Source organism: Shewanella waksmanii ATCC BAA-643 (genome assembly GCF_000518805.1).
Classification (GTDB): Bacteria; Pseudomonadota; Gammaproteobacteria; order Enterobacterales; family Shewanellaceae; genus Shewanella; species Shewanella waksmanii.
Window position 1 is genome coordinate 66,155 of sequence record NZ_JAEH01000007.1, and the last position, 17,226, is coordinate 83,380.

The 17,226-nt window shown below is 44.0% G+C and carries 13 protein-coding genes, 1 tRNA gene and 1 pseudogene; 12 read left to right on the top strand and 3 right to left on the bottom strand.

Annotated elements, in window-relative coordinates:
• Positions 1 to 4 precede the first annotated feature (4 nt).
• From L865_RS0104735 to L865_RS23160, 5 genes are all read left to right on the top strand, one after another.
• Positions 5 to 1,606: a dihydrolipoyllysine-residue acetyltransferase gene (locus L865_RS0104735; RefSeq protein WP_028772175.1), complete on the top strand. Its 1,602-nt coding sequence runs from the start codon at positions 5 to 7 to the stop codon at positions 1,604 to 1,606.
• A gap of 108 nt (positions 1,607 to 1,714) precedes the next feature.
• A complete protein-coding gene (gene nadA, locus L865_RS0104740; RefSeq protein ID WP_028772176.1) occupies positions 1,715 to 2,782 on the top strand; it encodes a quinolinate synthase NadA in 1,068 nt (355 codons plus the stop codon).
• Positions 2,783 to 2,937: 155 nt separating this feature from the next.
• Positions 2,938 to 4,932: a methyl-accepting chemotaxis protein gene (locus L865_RS0104745; RefSeq protein WP_028772177.1), complete on the top strand. Its 1,995-nt coding sequence runs from the start codon at positions 2,938 to 2,940 to the stop codon at positions 4,930 to 4,932.
• 138 nt (positions 4,933 to 5,070) lie between these two features.
• A tRNA-Ser gene (locus tag L865_RS0104750) sits at positions 5,071 to 5,158 on the top strand.
• Between the two features lie 127 nt (positions 5,159 to 5,285).
• Positions 5,286 to 6,209, top strand: a complete 924-nt coding sequence (locus tag L865_RS23160; protein WP_051484448.1) for a type 2 periplasmic-binding domain-containing protein — start codon at positions 5,286 to 5,288, stop codon at positions 6,207 to 6,209.
• Here the strand turns inward: L865_RS23160 and cls are convergent.
• The gene (gene cls, locus L865_RS0104760) at positions 6,185 to 7,639 is read right to left on the bottom strand and encodes a cardiolipin synthase (RefSeq protein ID WP_028772178.1); all 1,455 of its coding nucleotides are present in this window, start codon (positions 7,637 to 7,639) and stop codon (positions 6,185 to 6,187) included. The two genes, L865_RS23160 and cls, sit on opposite strands and share 25 nt — an antisense overlap.
• Positions 7,640 to 7,753: 114 nt before the next feature.
• Here cls and L865_RS0104765 point away from each other — a divergent pair, with 114 nt between their 5' ends.
• Positions 7,754 to 8,602, top strand: coding sequence for an endonuclease/exonuclease/phosphatase family protein (locus L865_RS0104765; protein ID WP_028772179.1), 849 nt, complete (start codon positions 7,754 to 7,756; stop codon positions 8,600 to 8,602).
• Here L865_RS0104765 and L865_RS0104770 read toward each other — a convergent pair.
• On the bottom strand, positions 8,599 to 9,342 hold the full coding sequence (locus tag L865_RS0104770; RefSeq protein WP_028772180.1) for a substrate-binding periplasmic protein: 744 nt from the start codon (positions 9,340 to 9,342) through the stop codon (positions 8,599 to 8,601). The two genes, L865_RS0104765 and L865_RS0104770, sit on opposite strands and share 4 nt — an antisense overlap.
• A gap of 214 nt (positions 9,343 to 9,556) precedes the next feature.
• Between L865_RS0104770 and L865_RS0104775 the strand changes: the two genes are divergently transcribed.
• From L865_RS0104775 to L865_RS0104800, 6 genes and pseudogenes are all read left to right on the top strand, one after another.
• Complete coding sequence (locus L865_RS0104775) at positions 9,557 to 11,464, top strand: RecQ family ATP-dependent DNA helicase (RefSeq protein ID WP_028772181.1); 1,908 nt, start codon at positions 9,557 to 9,559, stop codon at positions 11,462 to 11,464.
• A 166-nt stretch (positions 11,465 to 11,630) separates the two neighbouring features.
• Positions 11,631 to 13,409: pseudogene (locus L865_RS23165) on the top strand (DUF885 domain-containing protein).
• A gap of 164 nt (positions 13,410 to 13,573) precedes the next feature.
• On the top strand, positions 13,574 to 14,251 hold the full coding sequence (locus L865_RS0104785) for a response regulator transcription factor (RefSeq protein ID WP_028772182.1): 678 nt from the start codon (positions 13,574 to 13,576) through the stop codon (positions 14,249 to 14,251).
• Positions 14,252 to 14,393: 142 nt separating this feature from the next.
• Positions 14,394 to 15,521 carry a M14 family metallopeptidase gene (locus tag L865_RS0104790; RefSeq protein WP_028772183.1) on the top strand — a complete coding sequence of 376 codons (1,128 nt, stop codon included), beginning with the start codon at positions 14,394 to 14,396 and terminating at the stop codon, positions 15,519 to 15,521.
• A gap of 5 nt (positions 15,522 to 15,526) precedes the next feature.
• Complete coding sequence (locus tag L865_RS0104795) at positions 15,527 to 15,844, top strand: hypothetical protein (protein ID WP_028772184.1); 318 nt, start codon at positions 15,527 to 15,529, stop codon at positions 15,842 to 15,844.
• Positions 15,841 to 16,122 (top strand): DUF1315 family protein, encoded by a 282-nt coding sequence (locus L865_RS0104800; protein WP_028772185.1) that lies wholly within the window; start codon positions 15,841 to 15,843, stop codon positions 16,120 to 16,122. The genes L865_RS0104795 and L865_RS0104800 overlap by 4 nt, the downstream gene beginning before the upstream one ends.
• A gap of 88 nt (positions 16,123 to 16,210) precedes the next feature.
• Here the strand turns inward: L865_RS0104800 and ansA are convergent, their stop codons facing one another.
• Entirely contained in the window at positions 16,211 to 17,224 is a 1,014-nt protein-coding gene (ansA, locus tag L865_RS0104805) for an asparaginase (protein ID WP_028772186.1), read from the bottom strand.
• Between the last annotated feature and the right edge of the window lie 2 nt (positions 17,225 to 17,226).

The window sequence follows — 17,226 nt, forward strand, 5'->3', positions numbered from 1 at the left end:
AACTGTGATTAAAGAATTTATTTTGCCCGATATCGGTGAAGGTGTCGTTGAGTGCGAACTGGTAGAATGGCTAGTATCTGAAGGCGATACTGTGGTTGAAGACCAACCTATTGCCGATGTGATGACAGATAAAGCTTTAGTGCAAATTCCAGCACCTCACGCTGGTGTTATCAAAAAACTTCATTACAAAAAAGGTGAGATTGCCATCGTGCATGAGCCTTTATATAGCGTTGATGTGGGCGCTAGCGCTGAGGTTGAACAAGTTGAAACATCAAGTGCTCCGGTAGAAGCGGCAGTTGAGCAAGTTATTGATGAAAAACCTTCAATTCAAAGTGCCCAACAAATTGAAGAGTTTTTGTTGCCCGATATCGGTGAAGGCATAGTAGAGTGTGAGCTAGTAGAGTGGTTGGTTGCTGAAGGTGATTATGTCGTTGAAGATCAGCCGATTGCTGATGTAATGACCGATAAGGCTTTAGTGCAAATTCCTGCTATTAAAAATGGTCGAGTGGCTAAACTGCATTATCGTAAAGGGCAGTTAGCTAAAGTTCATCAGCCATTATTTGCCATTGAGGTTGCGATTGAAGTTGCAGGTGAAACAGCGGCTGTTGACCCAGTGAATGCGCAAAGCGCCGAGCAACCATCGGCAGGCCAAGTCGAGACAAGCAGCAATAACAATGTGGCTCAAGGAAAAGCATTGGCCAGTCCAGCTGTACGCCGTTTAGCGCGTAGTTATGATATTAATATCGCAGAAATCCCTGGCAGCGGTAAAAATGGCAGAGTCTACAAAGATGATGTTGAACGTTATCGTGGTCAATTAGTAAAAGCGACTACAGCGCAAAGCTCGCCGCAAACGCAAGCAAGCCAGAGTGCGATCAGTAGTCAAACTGTGGCGAGTGGTGCAGGGGATCGTGTCGAGCCGATTAAGGGCGTCAAAGCGGTGATGGCTAAGATGATGACCGAGTCGGTTTCAACGATTCCACACTTTACTTATTGTGAAGAGCTGGATTTAACCGAGCTTTGTGCACTAAGAGAGCAGATGAAAGTGAAATATTCGTCTGATGATCTTAAGTTGACCATGATGCCATTTTTCATGAAAGCCATGTCTTTGTCACTTAAGCTATACCCGATCATCAATAGTCGAGTGAATCAAGACTGTACCGAGCTGACTTATCTAGCGGATCACAATATTGGTATGGCCGTGGACTCTAAGGTTGGTTTGTTGGTACCGAATGTGAAAAATGTGCAGGCCAAGTCAATTTTGGAAGTCGCTGCTGATATTACCCGCTTAACTAACGATGCGCGTAGTGGCCGAGTGGCGCCAGCGGATCTTAAAGGCGGCAGTATCTCTATTTCTAACATTGGTGCGTTAGGTGGTACGGTAGCAACGCCGATTATTAATAAACCGGAAGTGGCAATCGTAGCTTTAGGTCAGTTGCAAACTCTACCGCGCTTTAACGATGAAGGTGAAGTAGAAGCTCGTAAGATTATGCAGGTGAGTTGGTCTGGTGATCACCGAGTCATTGATGGTGGCACCATTGCGCGATTCTGTAATCAATGGAAAGCTTACCTTGAGCATCCTCAAGAAATGTTATTAGCTATGCAATAATATTTAACTATCTTTAGTCTATAAAAGAGCGCTTGGCGCTCTTTTTTGTTTAATGCATTCGCAAGTTTGAGTATAATCCCGCTAATTAGTCCCGTTTATGGTTTGAGCATGAGTCAGTTAGCCCCACAAGTCGCAGAAATCCAGTACCCATTTCCCGCAAAACCTATTCCGCTAAGCGATGCTGAAAAGCAAGCTTATAAAAATAGAATCAAACAGTTATTGGTAGAGAAACAAGCGGTTTTAGTGGCGCATTATTATACCGATCCAGAAATTCAAGCCTTGGCAGAAGAAACTGGTGGTTGTGTTTCAGACTCACTCGAAATGGCGCGCTTTGGTCGCGACCATCCAGCACAAACATTGATTGTTGCGGGTGTGAAGTTTATGGGTGAAACCTCTAAGATTTTAAGCCCTGAAAAAACAGTACTAATGCCGACACTCGAAGCAACGTGTTCGTTAGATGTTGGCTGCCCAATAGACACGTTCACCGAGTTTTGTGATGCACACCCAGATCATACTGTTGTTGTGTATGCAAATACTTCAGCAGCGGTTAAAGCCCGTGCAGATTGGGTCGTAACCTCAAGTATTGCCTTAGAGATTGTTGAGCACTTAGACAGTGAAGATAAGAAAATTATCTGGGGACCGGACAGACATTTAGGCAGCTATATTGCTAAAGAAACCGGTGCCGATATGTTGATGTGGCAAGGTGAGTGTATTGTCCACGATGAGTTTAAAGCTAAAGCCTTGCGCGAACTTAAGCAGCAGTATCCAGATGCAGCAATTTTGGTTCACCCAGAATCGCCAGCGAGTGTGGTAGAACTTGCCGATGCAGTAGGTTCAACGAGTCAACTAATTAAAGCTGCTCAAACAATGGACAACCAAACCTTCATTGTGGCTACGGATAAAGGCATTTTTTATAAGATGCAACAAGCCGCGCCTGGAAAAGAGTTAATTGAAGCTCCTACAGGTGGTAATGGTGCAACCTGTAGAAGTTGTGCCCATTGCCCTTGGATGGCAATGAATGGGCTTAAGGCGATTGAGGCGGCACTGATTAACGATAATTCGTCAGAACATGAAATTCATGTTGATGATCAGTTGCGTGAAAAAGCGCTTATACCACTGGACCGCATGCTTAACTTTGCTAAAACACTTAATATGAAAGTCAAAGGTAATGCTTAATTATTAGCCAATGATGTACAAAGTGTCACTGAAGATTCCGGTGTAGTTGATATTAAACAAAAAAAGTCCCTTAATTTAGGGACTTTTTTTGTTTGTGCTTGAGAATCAGCTAGACTAAGTGAACTTGTATTACTTCTTTTTTCAGGGACGATATCATGAAGATGCGTTGGATTGGTGATGTTAGCATTAAGAACAAGCTTTTCTTAGTTCTTATGCCACCCATTATCGGCTGTATTCTGTTTGGTTTTTATGTGCTTCATAGCCAATATCAAGTGAGCAAAAGCCTTAGCCAAGTGGCAGTGTTAAGTGAGTTAGCCGTGGTTAACGGGAACTTAGTGCACGAGTTACAAAAAGAGCGCGGCATGAGCGCCGGGTTTATTGGCTCTGGTGGTAAAAGTTTCGCATCTAAATTACCCCAACAACGCCAACTCAGTGATAGCCAAATCGCGATCTATCAGCAGTTCGTCCGCAGCAATAGTTTGCCAGCCAGTTTTGATAGCACTTTACGCCAAGTGGAAACGGCATTAAATGAGCTCAGCAGTATAAGGCAACGTGTTACGGGGCTGAGTATTAGTGTTCCCGAAGAAGTTAAATTCTACACTGACTTAAACAGTGCGTTGTTATCCATTGTCGACCATACCGTTAAAGCCTCTGCAGATAAGCAGATCGCCATTCAGGCCGCGGCCTTTAGCGCGTATTTACAGATGAAAGAACGTGCGGGAATTGAACGGGCGGTCCTGAGTTCCACTTTTGGTAATTCCGCTTTCAAACCAGGCATGTTTGTAAAGTTTATTAATTTGGTTTCTGAGCAAAATAGTTATCAAGAGCGTTTCTTAGCGCTTTCAAGCGACAGTGCCGCGCGTAATTATCAACAGATCGCCAACTCTCAGCCATTTGCGGCGGTGCAAACCTATCGTGATTTGGCGCAGTCGCAAGATCCACAAAAGTTAGCCAATGCCTCATCTGAGCAATGGTTTGCTACCTCTACCGCACGAATCGATTTAGTGCGCCAAAATGAACAAGCACTCTCTAGTGAGTTGATTGGCGATACCCAGCAGCGTTTAAGTGCAGCCAATACCTTAATGTATGGCGTGATTATATTGATGCTGGTATCGGGTGTGGTGGTTATCAGTCTGTCTATCGCCATTGGTTCTTACTTTCATAATAGTTTGGCCTATCTACATAAAACTATTGTTAATGCGCAACAAAATTTCGATTTAACCGTACGGGTTAACAGCAACCATCAAGATGAAGTGGGCCAGTTAGCCACGGCGTACAACGCTATGATGCAAGATTTTGAAGCCGTGATCACCCAAGTGGTCGTTAGTAGCGACTCGTTGATTAAGGCTTCTAAGGCGATGGAAGGTTGTGCCGTGACCATGCAAAATGATGTCTCTGCCGGCCATGTTGAAGCCGATCAGGTTGCTTCAGCGATGACGGAGATGAGCGCGACCGTGCAAGAGATTGCCCATAATGCTGAAAAAGCCTCCGAGGCATCTGCGGCGGCAAACATAGAAGCAAAAGAGGGTAACCGCGAAGTTGTCAAAACTTCTGAATCTATCCATGTATTGGCCAGTGAAATTGAGCAAGCATCGTCTGCCATTCATAGCTTAGATCAAGATATACAGGGCATTGTTAGCGTACTGGGCGTGATAAGTGGCATTGCAGAGCAAACAAACTTATTGGCGTTAAATGCTGCCATTGAAGCTGCGCGAGCAGGGGAGATGGGCCGCGGTTTTGCTGTTGTTGCCGATGAGGTTCGCAGCTTGGCGCAGCGAGCGCAGGCCTCTACCGAAGATATCCGCAATATGACAGAGCGGTTAGAAAAAGGCGCAGATGTGGCTGTTAAGGCGATGGCAGTCGGTAAATCTCAGGCCACAGTCAGCGTAGAAGAGTCGGAAAAAGCGGGAGAAGAACTGCAGCGTATCGTTCGTGAAGTGGGCGTGATTGACAGTATGAATGAGCAGATAGCGGCCGCAACCCATGAGCAATCTGCTGTGTCTGAAGAAGTTAATCGCAATGCGATGAAGATAAGTGAAATTTATCAAAGCACCCAGCAAGTTGCTGATGAACTTAGTATGCTCAATGAAAAGTTACTCAAAGAAGCCAGTGAAATGGTTAACTTAGTGAGTAAATTTAATGTGTCGTAAAGAGACTGATGCGCATTAGCCTAGCGTAAAATCGCTTAGCAATTATGCAAACGTCTGGTATTACAGTTTTTTCCCTTGACCCTAAAAGGGCTTTTGCGTAAAGTAGCGCTCCGTTAACGGCATCTATCCGTTAACTCCGGTGGGGTGTCCGAGTGGCTGAAGGAGCACGCCTGGAAAGTGTGTATACGGCAACGTATCGAGGGTTCGAATCCCTCCTCCACCGCCATATTTAAAAAAGGGTGATAGTGTTTACTGTCACCCTTTTTGCGTTTTAGTCTCACTTGCTTTAGCGCATCTTCCTTTCAAATTTTTCGCCTACACTTAATACTAGTATTGGTTTACAGAGTGTATCCATGGCTAGCAAACTATTAGTATTGGCAATTTTACTCGGGGGTGTCTTAGCCAGTATCACCAGCAAAGCCGATCCTGTCACAGCAGTAAGAACCATAGCGCCACAATCAGAAAATGATGCATCCCATAGCTATTTTATAGGCTTGCTTGAATTGGCGCTTAGCCATTCGCAAGATAAATATGGCGAAGCGCAAGTTTTACTCAGTCCAGACACTTCGACTCAGGGTCGTTGGTTTCGTATGCTGCAAGGCAGTCGCTACCTTGATGTTATTTGGGCTGGCAGTGATGTGCAAAGAGAGCAAGACTATGCTGCTGTGCCAGTCGATCTGCTCGGTGGTATTCTTGGGGTAAGGGCGTTGATAATTCGCAAGCAGGATAGACCCCAATTCCTCACTATCAACAAGCTTGCTGATTTAAAACAAATGGTCGCTTGTCATGGAAAGCATTGGCCCGATACCGAGATTTTACGCCAAGCGGGTTTATCGGTAATGACCTCATCCAAATATGAAGCCAACTTTGTGATGCTTGAGCGTGAACGCTGCGATTACTTTCCCAGAGGCATACATGAAGGCTACAGCGAGATTGCCCAATATCATGTGTTAAACGGGAATCGGTTAACGCTGTTTGATGATCTGCTTATTGTCTACCCGTTCAATATGTGGTTCTTTGTCGACAAGCAAAACACCAAGTTACTTGAACGCCTAACTTACGGGTTAACTGCTGCGAGGGACGATGGCAGTTTAGTGGCTTTTCTGCAACAACATATGGTGACTGCCCACCTGTTTCCATTAAACAAATGGGCTGATAAGACGGTGATCTTTTTACCCAATGACCAAGTCGTCTCTACTGAAGATAAAAAGGCTTGGTGGCTTTTACAGCAAATGCCTTTTTATAGTCGTGGTTATAGTAATGGGCTAAACAAGTAAAACACTTGCTCAATTACACGTTTATAGTAGGGGCGACGTTGCCAGCGCTGGTAATCTAGTTTTTCAGAGTCAGCCATATAACCCTGTTGTAATTCTATAAGCGATTGGGTAAATGCGCGCTCATCAACGGCTAAGGTCACTTCAAAATTAAGCCATAAACTGCGCATATCTACATTGACGGTTCCAATCAAACAATGACTATTGTCGACGACCACAGATTTGGTATGCAATAGGCCGCCTTTAAAGCGATAAATGTTAACCCCAGCTTTGAGTAAATCATTAAAGAATGACCTACTGGCCCATTTAACCATCGTTGAGTCATTATGCCTCGGGATGATGATATTCACGTTCACACCACGATTGGCAGCGGCTATGAGTGCATTTTGTAAATTCTCGCTGGGTACAAAATATGGGGTGGTGATGACTATCGATTCAGTGGCTTGATAGATACTTTGCATCAACACTTGATGAATGATCTGCTCAGGCATGCCTGGGCCAGATGGGATAACTTGTAATTGATTATCACTTTGAGCAGCAGCGTCGCTTTGTACTTCAATGGCGGGAAGGGTGCGCTGATTGGTCTCAACCTCCCAACCCCAAGCATGGATACAGCTCATAACAGGAACGCTAGGTCCAACAATACGTACCATGACATCGATCCATTGGCCAACGCCAGCGTTTTGTTTAAAGCACTTGGGGTCAACCATGTTCATAGAACCGGTATAGCCAATACGGTTATCAATGATGACGATTTTACGGTGTAGTCGCAGATCTAGCCGGCGGAAAAACATTCTTAAAGGGCTGACTTTTAGCGCTTCAACCACTTCAATATGATGACTGCGCATACTTTTGGGCCAGCTAGATTTAAAAAATTGTCGGCTACCTGCGCTATCTATCAATAGCTTTACCTTGACGCCTCGTTGCGACGCCTTAATCAAGGCGTTGGCTACATCATCAGCTAAACCGCCGGGATACCAAATATAGAACTCCATGAAGATATGAGATTGGGCATTGTCTATATCGTCGATGATCGCGCTAAGAATTTGCTCAGGCGTGGTTTTTAACGTCATCTGATTATCAGATAAGCTCGGTATACCGACATGAGTATCGCAATAAGCACTAATAGAGCGTGCATAGGAACTGAGTTTTTCGGGACGATGTTGTGGCAATTGGTAAAGCTGTGCAAACCATTGTTTATAGGGTTCATACATCTCTATCGCTCGCTTGGCTCTGGTTTTACCTAGGTTGAGCTCACCAAACATTAAATAGGCGATGACGCCGACAAAGGGCACAAAGTAGATAATAAGCATCCAGGCTAATGATACGCCAATATTTCTGCGCTTGCTGATCACACGGACGACTACGCCCGCAAGCACAAGCCAATAGAGCAATACACTCAAAAGCGTGAGGATCTGGTAAAAATTTTCCATAGACGGAATTAATTATCCAACTGAGATGGTTTGCAAAATGAGGTTGTCAGTAGTATACAGTAAAATTTATTCTACGGTTAAAAGCCGAAGTGATTCATTGACTGAGATAGGCATTTGAAAATCCGTAGCATTAAATTTGGCCTAGCGGCAGTGTTATTGAGCAGTGTTGCCATAGTCTGTTACCATCAAATTATTGCATCCTTCAATGGAGACGCTGCTGTTATGAGTGTTGGCCAACAACCCCATTTTACCCACCATTGTATCTCTGAGTCAGGTTCAGAGGTGTTAGATGATGCTGGGGTGTTATCAGTGGCGGTTTGGAATATCTACAAGCAACAAAAGCCCAATTGGCAGCAACAACTACATGCTTTGGCGACCAAAGATCTGGTCTTATTGCAAGAAGCTAAGTTAAATCAGGCTTTAAACCAGCAAATCGTTGAAGTAAACAAACATGCGGTAATGGCGAAAGGTTTCGCTATTCGCGGCGTCACGATGGGCGTGATGACGCTATCTAATAGTAAGGCGCAAGAAGCTTGTGCTTATCAGAGTACTGAGCCCTGGATTCGGTTTGCTAAATCTACCTTGGTGAGTCGCTATCCGTTATCGAATGGTCAAACACTGTTAGTCGTTAATCTTCATGGAGTTAACTTTGATTGGCGCTTATCGAGTTACCAAGCGCAGTGGGGCTTGGTCGCTAAGCAACTACAAGTCCATTCGGGGCCTATAATTGTTGCTGGTGATTTTAATACTTGGCGGGCAGGGCGAATGGCTGTGGTCAGTGATTTCGCTGCACAATATGATTTGATTTCTGCCAAATTTCAACACGACTACCGCAGTCGTGTCCTTGGTCAACCATTGGATCATCTGTTCTACCGTGGGTTACAGCTAGTACAGGCTAGTGCAACCCCTTCAACCGCGTCAGATCATAACCCGATAACGGCTAAGTTCAATCTAGATAACTAACTTTCGTTATTGTCTTGGCTAAAGCGACATTGCTGCGTAGCTTGATTGAACTTACCTAAAAAGCTGGGATACTGATTCAAAAATCGCTTACCAAAATAGACCCCTAATGGCTTTTCGATATTGTCGACTTTTATGAAGGTATCGCTCTTTACTTCGGCATGATACAGGGCGTTGTTGAACAGAATTTCGTTTTCCATAATGGCATCAATACGACGGTTAACCAGTAATTTAACTAAGTCATCGACATGATTAAATTTATGAATATTCTTAAAGCCATTATCTTGCAGCCAAAAAAGCGTATTTGAGTGTTTTCTGCTACCAAAAACGGCCTTAGTTTGTAACGTGTTGAGGTCGGTGGCCAGCGTGCTGTCTTTATGTAGGTAGAACGACCATTTCTGTTCAATGAAGGTATCGCTTAAAATGGCGTATTCATCTCTACCTGTATGTTTTGATGCAGAGAAAAAGCCATCATAAGTCCCTAGGGCTGTGCCCGACTGGGCTCTTCCCCAAGGCACAAATTCAACACGGTAATCCTGTTTAATAGAAGTCATGACACATTCAAGTGCTTCTATGGCATAACCGTATTGCTTATCGCCATTTTCTATTTGATAGGGGGGCCAAGCCTGGGTGGCTATGGTAATGACATTAGGCATTGCGGGTGATGCCGCGTTGCTATAACAGCTGATGAAACTGATGCTTGATAACAGCGCAATTTTGCAAAGCGAATAACGAGACTTCAAATGGTTTCTCCAATACATGGGGCGACCTAATGTAGATATTTTTTATTGTTATTTGTCTATAATGCCGCGTTCAAAGTAGTTTGCAACAAAATGTTAACGTTAAGTATATGGCAAAGCCTAAAAACGACATAAGATCTATAGTTTTAATTATTTTTTTGCACTTAAAAACATCCACATGCATGATGGTTGCACTAAAGGCCATGGTTAAAGTCTCATGTTAAAGCAACTATTAGAAAATGCGTTCGGCTTCTCACATTTTAAACCCGGGCAACAAGCTGTTGTTGAGTCAATTCTTGCCGGCCATAGCGCCGCGGCGATTTTTCCAACAGGGTCTGGTAAATCACTTTGTTACCAGCTAAGCGCAGTACAGCTTCCCCACCTCACCATTGTGGTGTCGCCATTGCTAGCCTTAATGCAAGACCAACTCGCATTTCTTACGCAACACGGTATCGCGGCAACCAGCATAGACTCTTCGCAAAGTCGTGAGCAAATACAAGCGGTGATGGCTGATATAAGGCAAGGTAAGATTAAAATCCTTATGGTGTCGGTTGAGCGCTTTAACAATGAGCGCTTTCGGCAGTTTATTAACGCCGTGCCAATCTCTTTGTTAGTGGTTGATGAGGCCCATTGTATTTCTGAATGGGGCCACAACTTCAGGCCTGATTATTTGAAGTTACCGGGCTATCAGCGAGAGTTGGCCATTGATCAGGTGCTGCTATTAACCGCAACGGCCACTGCACAAGTCGCCGATGATATGCGTGCTAAGTTCAATATATTGCCGCAACATATCGTCCGTACCGGCTTTCACCGACCTAATCTGGCCCTGAATGTGCGAGGGGTGGCTACAAAAGATAAGTTTTCTCAGCTAACTCAGTGGTTACATAGTCGAAGCCAGAGTAGTGGCATTATTTATGTGACCTTGCAGCAAAGTGCCGAAACATTAACTGAACAGCTTAAGCAAGCAGGTTTTTCTGCCTGTGCGTATCATGCGGGACTGGGCCACGAGGTACGCCAACAACTGCAACAACAATTTATGCAGGGTGAGATCCCGTTAATGGTGGCTACGATCGCGTTTGGTATGGGGATTGATAAAAGCGATATTCGTTTTGTGGTGCACTACGATTTACCCAAATCAATTGAGAACTACGCGCAAGAAGTGGGCAGAGCGGGTCGAGATGGGCAAGCGTCTGAATGTTTGGTGCTTGCCAATAAAGACAATTTGACTGTGTTAGAGAACTTTGTCTACGGCGATACCCCAGAAGCAAGCGCAATTGAGTCTGTGTTATCTCGTATCAGCCGGGCTCAAGGTCAATGGGAAACCATGCTCAACTCATTGTCTACAGAAACTAATATCAGACCTTTGGCACTAAAAACCTTACTTGTATACATAGAGCTAAAGGGCATCATTCGCCCAGCTTATAGCTATTTTGCAGAGTATAAGTTTAAGTTTATTGCTGACAAAGGTGCGATTCTTAATCGTTTTGATCCCCAGCGCTCGGCATTTTTGGGGCAAGTTTTCGCAGCGGCAAAAAGCGCCCGTGTTTGGCATAGTATCGACTTGAAAGACATCGATAGTGACTATCGCCAACAACAACGAGGATTGACAGCACTAAGCTATCTCGACGAGCAGAACTTAATCGAGTTGCAAAGTAAGCAGATGACACAAGTCTATGAAGTACTGACGCCTCTGTTTGACCTAGATAGTGTCACTAAACAACTTAGTGAGCAGTTTAGAGACAAAGAAGCGAGCGAAATTGCGCGCATTCATAATCTACTTAATTTACTACAAACTGACCAATGCTTAAGTGTTGCCTTAGCCAGTTACTTTGATGATCAACAAGAGATCGAACCCTGTGGCCAGTGCTCAGCTTGCATCTCAGGCGCCGCCCATATACCTGAAATTGATACGCTATCACCTTTAGCGAGTGTAAATGTTGCTTCAATGGCCGCAGAACTCAAGGCTGGTTTAACTAAACACTATAGTGATGAACGGCTTGCACGCGCGCTTTGTGGTTTGCATATGCCGCTTTTTACCAAACTTAAACTGCGAAAAGTAAATGGCTTTGGCCAGCTTAGCGATTATCCCTATGCTGAGGTTCTGCATAGGGTCAATACAATGTGACATTTCCGTGTAGTTAGTATAAACCAAGCGGACTATTAATGGATTTGTAACAAGCTATGAATTGTCGCAATAGTTAGCTGAATCTTTACTGAGAAAGTGGTTAACTTAGGTAGAGAGTAAGATGATAACAATATATAAGAACAACAACATATCACAGGATAGGATAATGAAAAAAGCGCTAATCGCACTGACCATTGCCAGTGCTCTGACAGGTCTCACTGCATGTACTTCACAACAGTCTTCATCGACCACGCAGCCTACCGCTGCTGAGCAAGTCGCTGTCGAAGGCTTTGCCGCCTTTTCTGAGCAATTTATTGAAGGGTTATGGCAACAGTCGCCAACTTGGGCTTTATACAGTGGCTATCATAAATATGATGGTATTTTACAGATTCCCAATGATACGGCGCGCAGTGCCTACTTAGCCTTTGTTACGGCAGAACTCAATAAGCTACAGTCGTTTGATAAATCGCAACTATCGCCAAACGAACTGATCGACTATCGCTTGATTGAAAATCTGTTGCAACGTGGTGCTTGGGAGATTGAAGTCTTTAAATCTTGGCAATGGAACCCCAGCAGCTACAACGTGTCGGGCGGTTTTGCACAAATCATTAATAAAGACTTTGCTCCACTAGATGAAAGGTTAAGATCCTTCCTAGCAAGAATGGAAAACGTACCGGCTTACTACCTTGCTGCTCAAGCGAATATCAGTAATCCTACACTTGAACACACCCAGCTAGCTGTTATGCAAAATAAAGGCGCATTCAGCGTTTTTTCTGATGAATTACTTGAAAAAGTGTCAAGATCAGGCTTAACAGATCAAGAAAAACAGTTGTTTAAACAAAGGTTCGAGCAATCAACCACGGCAATCAACCAGCATATAAGCTGGTTAGAAGATCTCGAATCTAAGTTAGTTAAATCTGGCGCTAAGAGTTTTAGAATTGGTGAAGAGTTGTATGAGCAAAAATTTGCCTTTGATATTCAAGCGGGAATGAGTGGCAAAGCGCTTTATGAAAAAGCCATGGATGACAAAGCTCGTGTGCAAGGTGAAATGGCGAAAATTACCGATAAGCTATGGAGCAAGTATTTTGATACACCTCAGCCGAAGCAGAGTAATGTCGCTATAAAACAATTGATTGATCACTTAAGTGCCAAACATGTGCAACGTGATAATTTTGTTGCTGAGGTTCGAGCGCAAATCCCTGAGTTAGTCAAATTCGTCAATGACAAAGAACTCATTACCCTGGATCCCTCTAAGCCGCTGGTTGTAAGAGAAACACCGGAATACATGCGCGGTTTTGCGGGTGCTTCTATCAGTGCACCTGGCCCTTATGAGAAAAGTAGCAACACTTATTATAATGTGACGCCGCTGGATGACATGAGTGATGAACAAGCTGAAAGCTATCTTCGCGAATATAACCACTGGATACTGCAAGTGCTAAACATCCATGAAGCCATTCCAGGCCACTATACCCAACTGGTTTACAGTAACGAATCTCCCAGCATGATAAAAAGCCTGTTTGGTAACGGTGCTATGGTTGAAGGCTGGGCGGTGTATACCGAGCGTATGATGCTGGAAGAGGGCTACGGCAACTTTGAGCCAGAAATGTGGTTGATGTACTACAAATGGAATTTACGTGTTATTGCCAATACCATTTTAGATTACAGTATCCAAGTTAAAGGCATGACCGAAGCGGAGGCGATTGAGCTTATGACTCAAGAAGCGTTCCAGCAATAGGCGGAAGCTGAAGGTAAATGGCGCCGGGCAACACTGAGCCAAGTACAGTTAACTAGCTACTATTCTGGTTACCGTGAGATCTATGACTTTAGAGAAGAGCTCAAAGGTATGCAGGGTGAGGCTTTTAACTTAAAAGCGTTCCACGAGGAGTTCTTAAGTTATGGCAGTGCACCGGTAAAATATGTAAGAGAGCTGATGTTAACCCAATAACGAAACTTAGACTCTGTTTAAAAAGCCAGCACAAATGCTGGCTTTTTGTTTATTTGCTTAGAGTAAATGTTACTAAGATCGCAAATTTAGCAAAAACTACTAGCACCTGTCACACCTTTGATGTAACCTTAATGATAATCGTTCGCATTCGTAGTAAGTGATAAATGAGCCAAATATTATTAGTTGATGATGACCAAGTGTTTCGTGATCTTTTATGCCAGGCGTTAGAGCAACAGGGGCATGGAGTCACCTGTGCAGCCGATGGTATTGAAGCATTAACTTGTTTAAAGCACTTTCAACCAGATGTCATCCTACTCGATATTATGATGCCTAAGATGGATGGTTTTGGCTTACTTAATAGTTGCGACAAATCGACACCCGTTATCGTGATTTCTGCCATAGATAACGAAGAAGAACGGATTAAAGGGTATGAACTAGGTGCGGATGATTTTGTCACCAAGCCTTTCAGTATAAAGGAGTTACTAGTCAGAATGGTTGCACTACAACGCCGTGTTGAAATTGCGCAAGCGCAAGGGGTAAATCAACAAGTCAATAGCGACATTAACTTTAACGATTTGGATTACTCAGTCCTGATTGACAGTCGTAAAGTCACTTTAACGCAGACCGAATACAAGTTATTTAAATATCTGTTTGAACGTAAAGGTGAGGTCATTACTAAAGCTGAGTTGCAGCGGCGTGTATTGCAGAAAGAGCTGGGTAAATTTGACCGCAATCTTGATATGCACATCAGCAATACGCGAAGAAAGCTGGCGCAAATAGAATTACCTAAAACCTTGATTAATACTGTACGGGGCCAAGGATACAGCTACGCCGCCCTATAAAAGTTTAACTTTGATGAAAAAAGCCACTCTTGAGTGGCTTTTTTCATGTCATACATGGGTAAAACGTTAGGTTTAGGTTATTCTATGGCCTATCTCGCAGCCGCTTAGGCCCTGCACGAACAAATACAATTAAGGATAAGATATGCGGATAAGTGCCAATTTTGATGGTGGGAACATCGAAGTAATTAATCAAGAGAACTTCGACGATGTTCAGCTTGCTATTCGTCCAGACGAAGGCGGGGAGTTTTACCAGTGGTTTAACTTCAAATTGGAAGGCGTTGTTGGGGCTAAATACACCCTCAACATTATTAATGCCGATGGCGCGTCCTATCCTAAAGGCTGGGAAAATTACCAAGCTGCTGCAACCTATGACAGACAAACCTGGTTCCGCTTACCGACAAGTTATCAGGATGGCAAACTCACCATTGATGTGCAGTTAGATTGCGATGCGATTCAAATTGCTTATTTCGCACCTTATAGCTACGAGCGTCATCAAGATCTGTTAGCCGCAGTACAAGTTCACCCGCTAGTGTCATTAACACATTTAGGTGAAACACTTGATAAGCGTGACCTGACGTTAGTCAAAGTCGGTGACGATGATGAGCAAAAAGCCAAGATTTGGATCACTGCAAGGCAGCACCCAGGTGAAACCATGGCTGAGTGGTTGGTCGAGGGGCTACTCAACAACCTATTAGATAGCGATTGCCCAACAGCTAAAGCGCTACTTGATAAAGCCAATTTCTATATTGTGCCAAATATGAATCCAGATGGTAGCGCGCGAGGTCATTTGCGCACCAATGCGGCCGGAGTGAACTTAAATCGCGAATGGCAAAATCCATCTTTAGCTCGCAGTCCTGAAGTGTTTCATGTGATCAACAAAATGAAACAAGAAGGTGTTGATCTATTTTATGACGTGCACGGTGATGAAGGCTTGCCTTATGTATTTCTGGCAGGTTGTGAAGGCGTGCCGTCTTATACTCAAGAGATGGCAACGTTGCAGCAGTCTTTCGTGAACGCTTTACTGATGGCTAGCGCAGATTTCCAAGATAAGTTTGGCTATGACAAAGATGAACCAGGTAAAGCGAACCTTACCGTGGCTTCAAACTGGGTGGCAGAGCACTTCAAATGTTTATCAAATACGCTTGAAATGCCATTTAAAGATAATGCAAATATGCCTGATCCCATTTCAGGTTGGTCTCCAGAGCGCAGCATGTATTTAGGTGAAGCTTCACTTTTGGCCATGCTAGCTGTAGTTGATAAATTAAGGTAACGGCGATGGCGTTAGTAGAATGTCAGCAGTGTAATAAGCGCATATCGAGTCAAGCTAAGTCTTGCTCTCATTGTAGTAGCGTGATGGGTGAGGTTAATGAATCGCAAATGCGCATTAGCCATATACGTCGCTCTAATCAGTTAATGAACCAAAGTTTTATCGCCATGACCTTGTTTATAGCCGGTGTGGTTATTTGGTTCTGGGGTGGCGAAAGTGCGACAGGGATGCGCGCCTATGTCGCGGGCAGCTGTTTTGTTTTTGGCTTTGTCGGCTACCTGATTGCTAGGGTAAGAATCGTACTACACAAACGGAAAAGCGTATGAGCGAGATTAACAAAGTGATTGATGATATGCCTGAAGAGGTCTATCAAAGCTTATTAAGTGCCGTTGAAATTGGCAAGTGGGAAGATGGCACAGTATTAAGCCAGCAGCAGCGGGATCAAACCCAGCAGTTGGTGATGTTATATCAGGCGCGCAGGCTTAGTCAAACTGATCATTTCACCATCAATAATCAAGGCGAAGTGAACGAGCTGTCGAAGGCGGAATTGAAAAAACAGTTTAAAGGTGAGTCGATAGCTCAGTTTAAAGAGCAAGATCTTTAACTTATAAAACTTTGGCGCCAATTTAGATCATACCGATCTAAATTGGCGCTTTTATTTTTGAGTGATATTGCAAAATCGAGTAGCAGGACTAGTCTTCGCTTAATTCACCAAATAGGTTTTGCTGCATCTGACTGCGGATTTGCTCCGGACTTAATTGCTGAGACAATAAATAGTGCAGCTTGGTCAGTGCCGCCTCTGTTGTCATATCAAAGCCGCTTATCACGCCGGCCTTAGCAAGCGCATTGCCTGTTGCATAGCCGCCCATATTGACCTTGCCCTGTAAACACTGAGTCAAGTTCACTAGAATGATACCCCGCTCAGAGGCCCGTTTTAAGCAGGCTAACAACTCTGGATTCTGCGGCGCGTTACCCACACCATATGTTAGCAAGATTAAGGCTTTAACTGGCTGCCTTAGCAAATTATCAATCACATCTGTGGTGATCCCTGGATACAGGGTCACTACACCAACAGGTTGTGGGGTAATCGTCTTTACCGCTAATTGCTGCTTAGATTCATCGGCAATTTTACCGGCTTTAAGTCGTATTTTAATCCCGGCTTCGAGTAACAGTGGGAAGTTTGGGGACGCAAAAGCATCGAACCCATCGGCATGGGCCTTAGTGGTACGATTGCCCCGAAACAGCTTATTGTTAAAGAACAAGCATACTTCAGCCACTGGATAATTGGCCGCAATGTATAACGCGTTAAGCAGGTTAGTTTGGCCGTCCGAGCGAAGTTGCGCTAGCGGAATTTGAGAGCCGGTAACAATGACAGGTTTGCCCAATCCTTGCAGCATAAACGATAGTGCTGAAGCGGTGAATGCCATGGTATCTGTGCCGTGCAAAATAACAAATCCATCGTACTTGTCATAATTGGCTTTAATATCATTAGCAATCATTTGCCAATCAGTGGGAGCCATGTTCGAAGAGTCAATCAGCGGGCAATACTCTGATATTTCAAAATGAGGCATCTCTTCATGAAAAAACTCGGGCATTGATTTGACACAGTCGGTTAAAAAACCTGGAACAGGTGCAAAACCATTAGCGGTTTTTTGCATACCTATGGTACCACCGGTGTAGGCGACATAAATCGAACGTTTAGTCATTG

Coding starts and splice junctions, on each gene's coding strand:
- ansA (WP_028772186.1), bottom strand. CDS start 17,224: ATGACTAAACGTTCGATTTATGTCGCCTACACCGGTGGTACCATAGGT.
- L865_RS23160 (WP_051484448.1), top strand. CDS start 5,286: ATGGCTAGCAAACTATTAGTATTGGCAATTTTACTCGGGGGTGTCTTA.
- L865_RS0104745 (WP_028772177.1), top strand. CDS start 2,938: ATGAAGATGCGTTGGATTGGTGATGTTAGCATTAAGAACAAGCTTTTC.
- cls (WP_028772178.1), bottom strand. CDS start 7,639: ATGGAAAATTTTTACCAGATCCTCACGCTTTTGAGTGTATTGCTCTAT.
- L865_RS0104785 (WP_028772182.1), top strand. CDS start 13,574: ATGAGCCAAATATTATTAGTTGATGATGACCAAGTGTTTCGTGATCTT.
- L865_RS0104775 (WP_028772181.1), top strand. CDS start 9,557: ATGTTAAAGCAACTATTAGAAAATGCGTTCGGCTTCTCACATTTTAAA.
- L865_RS0104795 (WP_028772184.1), top strand. CDS start 15,527: ATGGCGTTAGTAGAATGTCAGCAGTGTAATAAGCGCATATCGAGTCAA.
- L865_RS0104800 (WP_028772185.1), top strand. CDS start 15,841: ATGAGCGAGATTAACAAAGTGATTGATGATATGCCTGAAGAGGTCTAT.
- L865_RS0104790 (WP_028772183.1), top strand. CDS start 14,394: ATGCGGATAAGTGCCAATTTTGATGGTGGGAACATCGAAGTAATTAAT.
- nadA (WP_028772176.1), top strand. CDS start 1,715: ATGAGTCAGTTAGCCCCACAAGTCGCAGAAATCCAGTACCCATTTCCC.